The sequence below is a fragment of the Phyllobacterium sp. K27 genome, from assembly GCF_054796155.1.
On the sequence record NZ_JBTWND010000004.1, the window covers coordinates 137,047 to 149,701 of the forward strand.

Below are 12,655 nucleotides of genomic sequence, written 5' to 3' on the forward strand. Positions count from 1 at the left end.
TCTTCGTTTTGTAGTCAGACAAGATGAAGTAAATCGTGGTTTAGATACGGGATGAAAGAAAATATTAAGTGAAAACAATGCATGGCCATCCGCTAAACGTTCGTCTTTGAAATTTCAAGTCGGTACGCGGGGCAGATTTGGTGGCAGCGGGATCTGCGGATGCTCAAGCACTTTGAGCAGTTCGTCTTTGCGGCGGTGCAGGCGCGCCAGCAGCTTGTCGAGGTCCTCATAGCCCGTGCGGACCCGGAAGATCCGGTCAAAGCGCTGTCGGAATGCATCGTCCGCACAAGGCGCCGGTTTCTGCTTCCACGCTTTCAGGGCTTTGTAAAAACTCCAGACCAGATCGCGGACAGCATTGACCTGGGCCACCTGGCGCGGGGTTGCCGGCATCAACTTGTGAATAAGCCGTTCTGCATGAATCCAGCACAGGGCGTGATTGGCGACACGGAACTGGCCGGCATCGTCGGAAATGATAACCGTATCGCCCAAAAGGCCATGATGGCGGATGGTCCCCACATGCCCGCTTCGCCCACAGTGCGGATCAAGGGTTTGTCGAAGATATCGATGCCCTTGCCTGCCAGATATTCCAGGAAAGGAACCTGCGAGGCAAATAGTTGGGGTTCGCGCATCCGCAGCCTGGCCAGGAGAGCCGGGTCCACCTTGCATTGCTCCAGATACGCCACTGCAGCGTCATTCAGCACATAGTCCTGATAGTTGCCGCGCAGCAGCGACAGGAAGTTCAGGCGTGACTTCGATTTCGTCGTGCGGAAGGCGGTAAAATGCTCTCCGCCGATGCTTGGAGATATCGACGCCGATGTCATTGAGCAATGTCGTCAGCCGCTCGGTTGTGACCTGCCCCTGTGCATGCAGCATCAGGCAAAGTCGCCGCAGGTTCGAGCCATACCCACCGATGGTCCCTGCGGGTAGCGGTGCAATCATCGTCCGGCCGTCGGGGATGATCCAGCATTCGCGCCGATAATGAACGAGCTCGGCCTTGAGAACCAGTTCGCGCACGAAACAACTCTTGTAGCCTTTGAACCGCGAAACCTCCGGAACATCGGCACGTACAACCTCCTCGCGGCTCACCCGCTTTACATCCTGCTTCGGGCCGCGCGGCTTCTTCTTGTCCCTCGGTTCACCATCCGGCTTGCTGTCCGTCGCCTTCTCCATGCCGGACGGGCGAAATGGCGGGCGGGGAGGCAAGTTCTCAGCTGGGCGATCTCGTCACGCAAAAGCTGGCCGTCAACTTTGAGGCGGGTGTTTTCCAGATGAAGCGCAGCGTTCTCTTCGCCAAGTGTATGGTTCTCGCCGCGAAGCTCCTCAACTTCAATCTTCAGAGCAGCGACCTGTTCGACAAGCCCAGTCACCAGATCGCGCAGCGCGTTCAGCGACAGCGTGTCGGCATGGGCCGGAGAGGGAAGGCGCTTTTTCGGCATTCCTCAAAAGAATCATGATTTGCCCCATCTTGGGAATCCCCCGCCAAAAAAGGTGCGGAAATTATCGCCACCAAATCAGCGGAAGCTCGGCGATCCTCTTGGTCTGAATGGCACCAGCTAAAGAATTCAGTCGCTGCCCGGTCTTGTCGCTCGGGCAAGCTAGCCTCATGCAGGAGGCGCGAACCGATCGGTAGCGGCTACGATACTCTCGCTCATACCTGGATCGCGCGCATCATGTCCGGCCACGTCGACAACAACCAACTCGCTGCCTAGCCATTTCTTGTTGAGAAGCCAAGGAGTGATCAGCGGCCCTCCTATGTCCAAACGGCCGTGGATCAAGATACCGGGAATATCAGAAAGAAGGCCCGCGTTCCGAACAAGAGTATCATCCTCAAGCCAGCCCTTGTGCCGCCAGTAGTGCGTGACGAGACGGGCAAAGCCCAGCCGGAACGATGCGTTCTCCCAGCGTGGATTTGGCTCGTGGTTTGAACGCACCGCTACGATAGCCATTTCCCAATCAGCCCAACAGCGTGCAGCCTTGTCGTGAACGGCAGGATCAGGGCTCATCAGCAGATGGTGATAGGCTTCGACAAGATTGCCACCGCAATTCTCGGCGGCAGCACCCTCACGAAACCGCTCCCACGCCTCCGGAAAGAATACGCCAACGCCGCGGGTGATCCAGTCGATTTCATGGGCCGTTGTTGTCGCGATGCTGTAGAGCACCATTTCTGTGACGTGGGCGGGATATCGCTGAGCGTAGGCGAGCGCCAATGTCGATCCCCAGGAGCCGCCGAGCACCAACCACCTCTCAATGCCGAGATGCAGGCGCAGCTGTTCAATATCAGCGAGAAGGTGGTCTGTCGTATTGGTGGAAAGATCGACGCCCGGTTCGCTGGCATGCGGAGTGCTTTTGCCGCAACCGCGTTGGTCGAACAAAACGATACGATAAATTTCCGGGTTGAAGTAGCGCCGGGCCGTTGCTGAAGAACCAGAGCCTGGACCGCCATGTAGAACAAGGGCGGGTTTACCGGTTGGGTTGCCACAGACTTCCCAATAGACACGATGACCGTCGCCGACATCAAGCTGGCCCGTGGCATACGGTTCTATCTGGGCGTAGAGGACAGTCATCACCGTCGAAATAGAGCGTTTCCGTATCACTTTTACGACGACTGCAGACTGGACCGCTCTCGGAAGTTGGTCAGTTGCGGACGTTATTCCTTAGTCATGTGATTAGGAAACCCACCCCGATCTATCGAGGACGGCTTTATTAATCTGCTCGCCACCCAATTTGCCCCGCGTACTAAACGCTATACTGGGTACGCGATGTGTGGCTGTGGCTCACCATCATGCCGCGTTCCTATCGGGCAGAATTGCAGTAGGCTGTGCTTCCCTGATGGTAGCACCGATGCCGCGGCGCTTGCAGGAAGCGAGGAAAAAGCTGCCGTGTACAAAGAGTTAGTCGAGGCGGTGATCGAGATGTTCGTGGCAGTTCTACGGCCTCACTCAAACTTTCGGCTAGAAACGCTGGCATTGACCTGCGCGGCATTGATTGCGGCAGGAGACGCGATGACAAGCGCTGTTACACGGGGGAGCTGCTCCGCTTCTGAGGCAGAGGAAGTGTTTTCGAATCTCATTGGAGCTGTGGCCCAGGATAAAGCGTAAGTAGATGTGCCGCTCCATACGGCTGGGAAATAGCCGGGTTGAGCATCCGCTGCCGAACTCTTCGGACGTATTTATACGAGAAAACACCCAGCGCTGGCTCCCCCGTTATGTCGACCTTCATAGAGCCGTCTTACAGGACCGATTGGATGGGGAAGAAAGAAGAGTGCCGATGGTTCGAATCCTTTCAAGGCGAGGGAATCAAAATGGTCCCTGGAGCAATCATGAGCCAGAGAACTTGAAAGACCGAAAGGGGGCCGGAAGCCGACTGGCAGGTTTGGGGCCGGAATCTAGTAACAGCAGTCGTAGGCGTCGAGGTTCTATTGCCAATCGGGGCCGGTAGCGGAATGATGATCTTTGGAGGGACTCCCGCTTGCGGGGATCACTCCCACAGGCTGTTCTGGTCGACGCTGCGTCTAGCGCGGCGTGCGTGCTCCGTATAGGTTAACGACAAAGGCCAGGCGGCGGGCGCGGGTACGTTGCGCTGCGTACGAAGTATTTCGCGGCGATCAGGGTGGTAGATGCGGTCGCCCGATACGGCAACAAAGGTATGGCTGCCTGGGGCTGTCTCCTGCAGGGTTTCGACGTCAAACCATCTCTCCCTGCGGCGCGACCTGGCCATATAATAAGTCGACTCGACGAGCGCCCGGTCGTTCCAGTCTCGGAAATAGAGATTAGCATGACCGCGGACCGCCTGCAGGTCATTGAAGGCGGCCACGTCCGAGACACGGTTGAAGACGCCAAGTTCGCCCAGCCGTTTCTTCAGGCTGTAGATTGCCGGGTCGAATGACAAAAGCAGGAGCTGGGGCGTCAGCGGCATGAATAGCATGGCGCCTGGACTGCCAAGGCCCGCGCCACCCAGCACGTCCTTTTGCAGGTGGAAGCGATTGGTGTACACCACGGGATCATCAGATGTGAAGAACGGCAACGCTGTGCGATTTAAAATAATCCGCGTCTCTAGGTGGGTCGTACTTCCTATACTGTTCCTGAAAGCGTGGAGCGCGAGCTGAAGGGCCATCTCGTGTGTCAAAACCAGGCTTTCAAGCAACTCCGATGTGGCCTCATCGGCCACCATCGCCCGTTCCGCCTCCGCTAGCCGGATTTCACCCTCGATCCACGCCGCGCTCCTGTAGGACTGCAACAGCATGAAGGCGTGGAGGCGTCGAACGTCTGCCTGTGTCGCGGCATGGGGATCGTTGAGGACGCGCCGCATGATCTCGCCGTATTTACCTTCTGGCTCCTGCAGTGCCCGCTCCAGGGCACCGTCGCGCCCATAGAAATATGGCTTTGCGCACTGTCCCTTCGCCGAGGCGGATTCGATCGAATGCTCGCGGGCAATGTTGAACAAATTGATGGCAGCCCCTTCACCGTCCGCGCAGAAGGCGCGGAGATAACAACGGGGCACGAAGTGCTGAGACTTGTTGGCGGGCATGGCGGCCGGATGTTGTCTTGCTTCGGACAGGAACGCAATATGTTGTCTTCTGTTTGCGTGCGTAGCCCTCTCGCGCAAGCATCGCGATAAAATTGACTGGCCGACTGCATTCACGAGTGTGTTCAATCCTTCAAATGGTAAGAATGAGGGGCAAAGCAGTCGTCGTTCATTTGGCGCTTTTCACACGAAAACCGATTGGCTGCCCCGATTAACGTTGCTGCAAAATTTAAACGATTGCGCAAAGTTTGCTTATTGTTTTATCGCTAACATTTCTCCTTACCGGGGGACGAAATGAGCAAGCAGCCTAGATTGATCAGCAGCAATAGCCCAAAAAAGAAAGGGACGTATTCAGCGCCCTCAAATTGGCGAGATGGCCTGAACTACGAGCATACGTCTAAACCAAAAAACGTTTGGGCGGCGACCGTTGTCCTGCTCGCGATCGTGATGTTCCCGACCTATGCCCCGATGCTCATTCGGGGCAATGCCTCGGCGAATGCTGTCGCATTCGTCGGACAAACCATCAGCCGACAGCAACTATATATCGTGGACGGCGACACGATCCTCTACAACCGTGAGAAGATCAGGATCGCAAATATCGACGCTCCAGAAATTGGCCAGGCAAAATGCGAATCCGAACTGAAGCGAGGATTGGATGCGAAGGCCGCTCTTAAGGAACTCCTCGAAGGCAAGGAATTCCAGATCGCCCGGGGTGATCCCAAAACGGGCAGGATGACCGACAAATACGGAAGAACCCTTGCTTTGATTTCAGTTAACGGACGCGACATCGGCAACTCGCTTATACAGCGCCAGCTGGCTCGCCAGTGGACGGGCAGGCGGATGCCATGGTGCTGAATGATAAACTTCCTTTCAAACATCGAAGCCAAGAGGCGCACCGATGCACAATGAAACGCAGAGGCCCCTTGGGTGAACGCTGCTCCAACATTCAATCCGTCAGCGTTGCTAAAGCCCGGGAGCGACATGGAAGAGGTTCTTGGATAAACAGATGAACGACATGATTTCTTATGCTAGTTCGAACGACGAGAACTGGAGCCAGGCGTGCCAGTGCGCCGATTTCTATATTTGCGCAGATATAGCTCGGACCTATGGCTTGAAAGCGCTGGGGGAATCCTTCATCGATCCGCTCAGGGCGCTCATATCCGACGAGCTCTTCGCCCAGGCACTGGAGTTCAGGCGCCGAACTTTCGACGGTGAGGAGTTCCATCGGCACTGTCGGCGGGTCCGCTCGGAACGCGAACGGCGAGCTGCACACCACGCCGCTCGGACAGCTCGCTTACCATCCAGCCACCCACGCGCATGGAAGCGCGACGTAGCGAAGTATGTTTTGGGACATCATCGATATCAGCTCCCGGTCGGACAGGGCGGCTTCAACGTCGGCACCCTTCGGGATCTTGGACGGAACGAGGCTATGTGGCGGGCGTCCCTAGCTTCCGATGCCATACCCTCGGCCGACTTCATGTATGTTTACGACTGCGGCTCGGATCCGATCGCGGGTGTGATCCAGTCCGTGCGGTCAATCGTGGCTCGACGCCTATCGCGTCGGCTCGATATGCTTTTCGTGTCGCATTTCGACCGCGATCATATCTGTGGCATTCCTCATCTTCTGCACGAGAAGAGGGGGCTCCGGGTCGATACAATCGTAATGCCGTATCTGGACGACATCGACCGGATAATCGCGTTCGGGAGAAGCGGTGCGACAAGCGGCGAACGCAGTGCGGAACGCTTCCACGAAGATGCGGTCGTCGATCCCGTCGGCACCATGGCTCGGTTCGGGCCGCGGCAGATCGTCATGGTAATGCCGGAAGACGAGGACGAGGGCGGTACGGGCTTCTTCGAGCTACCGCCTGCGGAGCCTCCTCGTTCCAGCCCGGACGGTATGCCATGGAAGGGCAAGGATTCGGCAGTCTGGCGAAGTGCCCCGGCTCCCGCGCGCCGGACGCCCGAGGGAGCGACCGTCGTGCAGCGTATGGAATTCGATGTTGCGGCGGGAACCGAAGGTGGATGGCTCTTGAAGCCCCATGTGAAGCGAGCGTCACAGCAGGACAGGGAGGCTTTCTGCGCGGCAGTGGAGGTGCTCCTGCAATGGCCGAGGGGTAGCTTCCGCGACAAGGTGAAAGTCGAGAAGGAACGGCGAGGTTTGGTGACGAAACACCGCACCGCCGTTTCTCGAGCATATGCCTGGGCATTCGGCGACAAGAACGAGACCTCCTTGTCGTTGTATTCCGGTCCGGCTGAGCCGCAGACGGCCGGCGCCGTGCTGCGCAACTCGCGGACGTTCGCAAGTGCGCGCGTCGGCTGGATGGGAACCGGCGATGCAGGCTTCAAGGATCCGCTGGCAGTACAGAGGTTCCAGCATCACTATCGCGACGAGATGGACTGGGTGAATACCTTCGTGCTCCCCCATCACGGCTCGGCGCACAACTTTGATCCATCGCTTTCCGTCGTCGATGCGGAGCTGTGGGTAGCGGCCGCCCAACCGATCCACTTGCATTGGAAGCATCCGGCGCCGGAGATCGTGAAAGCGATCAAGGCAAGCGGCGCCAGATTCCGCAAGGTGGGCTCATCGCCAAGGTCACTTCTCGAGGAAAGAATGGTCGTTTTCTGGCCTGGCTGAATGCCTTAAAGCGCAGAAACTCCAGCAGATCGGTAGGATACCGAAAATGCTGCCCTGAGATTATATGTCGGGGGTCTATGCTTTGGCGAATCCGAAATACCACGCTTTGGCCGAGTTGAAAGTTGGCGGCGACGTGCGGAATTGTTCGTTCATCGTTCGATGATCTGCAAAAGCGGCTGTCAGCTTATAACCCTGAGCCCGACCTTCCTGTAGTCTCAATCGTATTTCAAGGCGATCATTGAATAGGCGAGACAAAACATCCTCTTAATCGGGATTGTAGACATTATCGCTACAATCGAAAATGTCCGAAATTTGCCTGTTATCGGCATTTTCAAAGGAAGGGTTTCTGACAAGTCCTGCAATTGAACAAGCGTAAAATTCCCTCCCCATATGGACCGCCACTGGCACGGAGAGTTACCTCTTGAATCGCCGGACAATTGGCAGTTTACCATCCGAGACGAGCGGATATTTTAGCGGCTGCGTCCTTTAGAAGTAATGTATAGCGGTTAACATCGCTGTGTTGCGTGCGAAACGCGGGTGCGGCAACGTTGATGGCCGCTATTACAGAGCCGTCAAAAGCCAGGACGGGGACTGAGACAGACACGAGCTGTTCGCTGACTTCGCCATAACTTACGCAGACACCGTTCTTGCGAACATTTTCAAGTTCTTGAAGAAGTTTCGCATGATTGGTGATGGTATTGTTTGTAAAGCGTGGAAGTGTCGCTGGTATCATCTGCATTTGAACTTGAGGTTGCAGAAAGGCGAGCAGCACTTTGTAAGATCCAGCAAACAAGGGACGGCGGCGGCCAATCATGGCCTGTACGCGTAAATCACGCATCGGCTCGAACTTGGCGATGCAGAGCGACTCGCCATTGTCGATGATACGCAGCTGTGTCGTTTCATTGGTTTTTTGGCCAAGTTCTTCCAGAATGGGATTTGCTATCCGGACCAGATCTACCTGCGTAGAGGCAGCGGTTCCCAGAACAATCGCGGTGTTGCCAAGACGATATGTGCCTGTTCTGCTCTTTCGGATCAGTCCGCGGTATTCCAGTGTGCGTAACATTCGAAGGATTCTTGGTTTCGTTTCCCCGATATTTCTAGAAATATCCGACAGGCGAATATCCGGGTGCTTGGCCACATGCAGAAGGACATCAATGCAAACGTCAACAGACTGAATTATATCACTAGTTTTTCCGTTAGCAGCGTCGTGCACACCAAAACCCCTCGTCTCATCGTCGGCCCATTTGATAGCTTATTTTGCTGTTACGTCAAGCGTAACATGTCAGATTTGTGTTTGACACATCAGGCCAAATAGCCCTACCAATTTAGCCACAAGGGAAACAAATTTGCCCGAAAGCGGCGACGGATTAGAATAAATTTCAGATGGGAGTTAGACATGAGCACGAAGATTCTTAAACAGGCAGCTCTCTTGCTGCTCGGATCAATCGTAATGCCTGCCGTTACATGGGCACAGGAAACGCCGCTGGTCATCGGCATGTCTACGACCCCGACGACGCTTGACCCGCATGAAGACAGCTCTGCTGTTCAAAGCGCAACCTCCCGGCATATTTGGGACAGTCTAATCAATCTGACGGCAACATCTGGAAGCGACCCGGAGCTTGCGACGGAGTGGGCGACAGTTGATCCTACGCACTGGGAGTTCAAGTTGCGAGAGGGCGTCAAATTTCACGATGGTAGCGATTTTGACGCCAACGATGTGGTTGCATCCTTGCTTCGTGCTCGCGACAAGCCGAGCCAGGGATTCGCCTCCTACACCCGCAACATCGCTAACGTGACTGCGAATGGTTCCCATACTGTCGTCATCGAGACCAAAGTGCCGGATCCACTTTTGTTGAACTCGCTCAGCCGCATTCGGATCATCAGCGCTGACTGCAAGGATGCCCCGGTGCAGGAGTTCGACAACGGAAAATGTGCTGTCGGAACAGGCGCTTACTCCTTCGTTTCTTATTCACCTGGCAGCAACCTGACGCTCAAGCGCAATGACAGTTATTTTCCCGGGGCGTCACACTGGTCCAATGTTACGTTGCGCTTTCTGCCTGATGATGGCGCTCGTCTCGCCTCGCTTTTGTCAAACGAAATTGACATCATTGAAGCTCTTCCGGCGGATGGTATGTCGCGTGTGGAATCCAGCGACAATCTCCAGGTCATCAACGGGCAATCCTCCAGGCTTGTCTACATGGGCCTGGACGTAGGACGCGACGTATCCCCATTTGTAAAAGCTGCAGATGGATCAAACCTGGACAAAAATCCTTTGCAGGATTTGAAGGTCCGCCAGGCGATGCTCATGTCAATAAACCGACCCGCAATCGTTGAGCGTGTGATGCAGAAAAACGGGACTGTAGCCGATCAGTTCGTCGCCAAGGGATACGCAGGACATTCGGACGATGTCAAGAATGTCGTTTATGATCCTAAGGCAGCAAAGGCTCTTCTGGCAGAAGCGGGCTATCCTGATGGCTTCAGCCTGACGCTTCACGGGCCGTCCGGACGATATGTGAAGGATGCGGAAGTGCTTCAGGCTGTCGGGCAGATGTTCACACGCATTGGCATCAAATCCAAGGTCGAGGTCATGCCTTGGTCTATGTACTCGGAGGCCTATTCAAAAGGCACCTATAGTACCTATCTCGGTTCATGGGGCGTCAATACGGGCGAGACCACCAATCCGGCAGTCGCTCTCGTAGCGACGCGTGACGAGGCAAAGGGAACAGGCCGCTATAATGGCGGTGGTGTTTCCGATCCGAAGATCGATGATGTGTTGGCAAAGGCAAGTTCCACCTTGGATGAAGCACAACGGCTACCGCTTCTGCAGGAACTCTCAACACAGACATTCAACAATCTATGGCTTCTTCCAATGCATTACGAAAATGTAGTCTTGGGTGCCAAAAAGACGGTTACCTATACCCCGCGCGGTGACAAGTACACGCTTGCCTACGAGGTTAGGCCGGCAAACTAACGTCGGCGATAAATGATGGGGCTGCTCGCCGCAGTCCCAATGATTTCCCAGGAGACATTCATGCAGGAACTCGGTACGGGCGAAGCCATCGCCCGGGCGCAGGCCGTTTATGACTATGGCCAGACAGCAATTTTCGCGTCCGGCGTCGATCCACGGCTACACATGGTCCTCTATGTTCCGCCCACTGCGGCAGACGGCCGAAAACTAGACCTTCTTGTGGCGGTTCACGGAACCGGACGGACTTCCGCTATCGACTTTAGAGACGGGTTTGCTGATTTCGGACTCTACCATGACTGTGCAATCCTGTGTCCGATTTTCCCGGTTAATGTGCTGGGTGATGGTGCACGCTCAGGCTACAAATTTCTTGAAGAAGGTGACATCCGCTACGACACGGCCGTTTTGGCAATGGTCGAGGAGATGGCGCAAAAATATCATCAGGACTGGTCACGCTTCGCAATGTTCGGCTTTTCAGGTGGAGGTCACTTCACCCATCGCTTTGCGATCCTTCATCCGGAAAAGCTATGGGCAGTGTCCGTGGGAGCACCAGGTTCTGTAACCCTGCTGGATCCAGAACGCGACTGGTGGGTCGGTATTCGCGACCTCGAAGCCCGATTCGGCAAGGCATTTCAGCCTGCTGAACTTGCGAATGTTCCAGTGCATATGGTTGTGGGCGATGCTGATCTTGAAACGTGGGAAATCACCCACAGGCCGGGTTCCAAATATTACATGGAAGGCGCAAATGACGCTGGTGAGAACCGTCCAGCACGTCTGGAAGCCCTTGCCGGATCGTTTCGCGCTGCAGGCGTCAATGTTGTCTTTGATCGCGTTGCCGGTGTTTCTCATGACAGAATAAAAGTGCTCGGCCACGTTAAAAGCTTTCTCGCCAAAGTAATTCAGGAGCGCCGCTCAAAATGAGAAATGCAACCATTGTAGCGCCGCAGCCTGAAGCTGTTGAAGCCGGGGCCGAGGTTTTGGAGCGAGGAGGCAATGCAATCGATGCTGCGCTCGCCTGTGCATTCGTCCAAGGCGTCGTCGATCCGCAGATGGCCGGCATTGGCGGATTTGGTTCGATGCATGTTTACATGCCTGGGAAAGGCATCCACGAGGTACTTGAATTCTATGCCCGTGCGCCGCTGAAAGCCACGCCCGATATGTGGGTTGATAAAATCCAACATCAAAGCCGGGACGGTTTCGGCTACGTGCTCGAAGGTAATATTTCTGACATCGGCTACCAGGCCGTGTGCACGCCAGGATCGCTGAAAGGGTATGAGACTGCGCTGCGTGATTACGGCACGTTCGATTGGGCAGATCTTATTGCACCTGCAATCCGTTATGCACGCGGTGGATTCATGGTGCGTAGCCACATGCACTGGTACTGGGCAAAAGACCAGTCAAATGATGGCTTTGCAAATACACTCGACAAGCTTCGGTTCTCAAAAACCGGCAGAGATGTCTATTTCCATCCTGATGGCTTGATCCGGAACGTTGGCGATGTCCTGATCAATAAGGATATGGCAAACACGCTCGAGCGCATTGCCAAGAGCGGTGGAACCGACATTTTTTATCACGGCGAACTTGCCGAACAGATCGCAGCAGACTTTCAAGACAATGGCGGCCTGATTGATCGCGATGATCTTGCAAAATACGAATTGTCCAAGATCAAGCCAATCTGGGGCGAATACCGGGGAAACCGCATTGCGACCTCTCCACCTCCCGGATCGGGGTTTCCGTTACTGGAGTTACTCCATATCATGGATCAGTTCGATGTCGGCGCAATGCAACACGGCAGCACTGAACACGTCAGAACTCTTTTCGAAGCGATGAAGCGCATGACGATAGACAAGGATGCTCACATGGGTGATCCTGCCTATGTCGACGTGCCGTTTGAGCGTCTCCTGAGCAAGGAAAACGCAGCAAAGCATGCCGCGTCCATCCGGGCTGGTGAGATCGCCAATGTTTTACGCCTCGACAAATCCCAAAGAGACACCACCCATGTCTCGGTCATTGATAAACATGGCAACGCCGTCGCGATGACGCACACGTTGGGGAGCCCCTCGGGCGCAATTACGGATGGCTTGGGTTTCATGTACAATGGCACGATGAGCCGGTTTAACCCGGTTCCCGGCAAACCCGGTTCAATCGCACCAGGAAAACGGCGCCCGAGCTCAGCTGCGCCAACAATTGTATTCAAGGACGACGAACCTTCCATCGTCATCGGGGCACCAGGGGGAAGTTACATCGCGCCTGCTGTGGCCCAATGTCTGATGAACATCATTGATTTCGACATGTCGGTCCTTGAAGCAGTTGCCGCACCACGCGTTGTCGGCGTCTCAAACAAGATCGACATGTGCAATCGCATCAGACGTTCAGTAGAACAGGATCTTTCCCGACAAGGATATGAAATAGCACGTTCGGCGCAGACATATGCCTTTGCGGCAGTGCACGCTATCGCGATCAAAGACGGTGTGTCAAAAGGTGCGGCTGATCCGCAACGAGACGGTATGGCCATCAGCGTCAACTAGGGA

The 12,655-nt window shown here is 55.3% G+C and carries 8 protein-coding genes and 1 pseudogene; 5 read left to right on the forward strand and 4 right to left on the reverse strand.

What is annotated here, in order from left to right:
* Nucleotides 1–135: 135 nt before the first annotated feature.
* The 3 genes and pseudogenes from ACYJL1_RS22150 to ACYJL1_RS22160 all read right to left on the reverse strand — a co-directional run.
* Nucleotides 136–1,436: pseudogene (locus ACYJL1_RS22150) on the reverse strand (cell division protein ZapB); the annotation flags it as partial.
* Between the two features lie 165 nt (nucleotides 1,437–1,601).
* Nucleotides 1,602–2,564, reverse strand: coding sequence for a prolyl aminopeptidase (gene pip, locus ACYJL1_RS22155; protein ID WP_460899967.1), 963 nt, complete (start codon nucleotides 2,562–2,564; stop codon nucleotides 1,602–1,604).
* A gap of 913 nt (nucleotides 2,565–3,477) precedes the next feature.
* A complete protein-coding gene (locus ACYJL1_RS22160) occupies nucleotides 3,478–4,641 on the reverse strand; it encodes a DUF4238 domain-containing protein (protein ID WP_460899303.1) in 1,164 nt (387 codons plus the stop codon).
* 177 nt (nucleotides 4,642–4,818) lie between these two features.
* Here ACYJL1_RS22160 and ACYJL1_RS22165 point away from each other — a divergent pair, with 177 nt between their 5' ends.
* Together ACYJL1_RS22165 and ACYJL1_RS22170 are read left to right on the forward strand one after the other, a co-directional pair.
* Nucleotides 4,819–5,379, forward strand: coding sequence for a thermonuclease family protein (locus tag ACYJL1_RS22165; RefSeq protein WP_460899304.1), 561 nt, complete (start codon nucleotides 4,819–4,821; stop codon nucleotides 5,377–5,379).
* A gap of 151 nt (nucleotides 5,380–5,530) precedes the next feature.
* Nucleotides 5,531–7,159 (forward strand): hypothetical protein, encoded by a 1,629-nt coding sequence (locus ACYJL1_RS22170; protein WP_460899305.1) that lies wholly within the window; start codon nucleotides 5,531–5,533, stop codon nucleotides 7,157–7,159.
* 445 nt (nucleotides 7,160–7,604) lie between these two features.
* Here the strand turns inward: ACYJL1_RS22170 and ACYJL1_RS22175 are convergent, their stop codons facing one another.
* A complete protein-coding gene (locus ACYJL1_RS22175) occupies nucleotides 7,605–8,372 on the reverse strand; it encodes an IclR family transcriptional regulator (RefSeq protein ID WP_460899306.1) in 768 nt (255 codons plus the stop codon).
* 183 nt (nucleotides 8,373–8,555) lie between these two features.
* On the opposite strand from ACYJL1_RS22175, the gene ACYJL1_RS22180 reads away from it, so the two are divergent.
* The 3 genes from ACYJL1_RS22180 to ggt are packed head-to-tail and all read left to right on the forward strand — an operon-like array spanning nucleotide 8,556 to nucleotide 12,652.
* Nucleotides 8,556–10,130 (forward strand): ABC transporter substrate-binding protein, encoded by a 1,575-nt coding sequence (locus ACYJL1_RS22180; RefSeq protein ID WP_460899307.1) that lies wholly within the window; start codon nucleotides 8,556–8,558, stop codon nucleotides 10,128–10,130.
* A gap of 60 nt (nucleotides 10,131–10,190) precedes the next feature.
* On the forward strand, nucleotides 10,191–11,045 hold the full coding sequence (locus tag ACYJL1_RS22185; RefSeq protein WP_460899308.1) for an alpha/beta hydrolase: 855 nt from the start codon (nucleotides 10,191–10,193) through the stop codon (nucleotides 11,043–11,045).
* Nucleotides 11,042–12,652, forward strand: a complete 1,611-nt coding sequence (ggt, locus tag ACYJL1_RS22190; protein ID WP_460899309.1) for a gamma-glutamyltransferase — start codon at nucleotides 11,042–11,044, stop codon at nucleotides 12,650–12,652. Before ACYJL1_RS22185 ends, ggt begins: the two co-directional genes overlap by 4 nt.
* The last annotated feature ends 3 nt before the right edge of the window (nucleotides 12,653–12,655 follow it).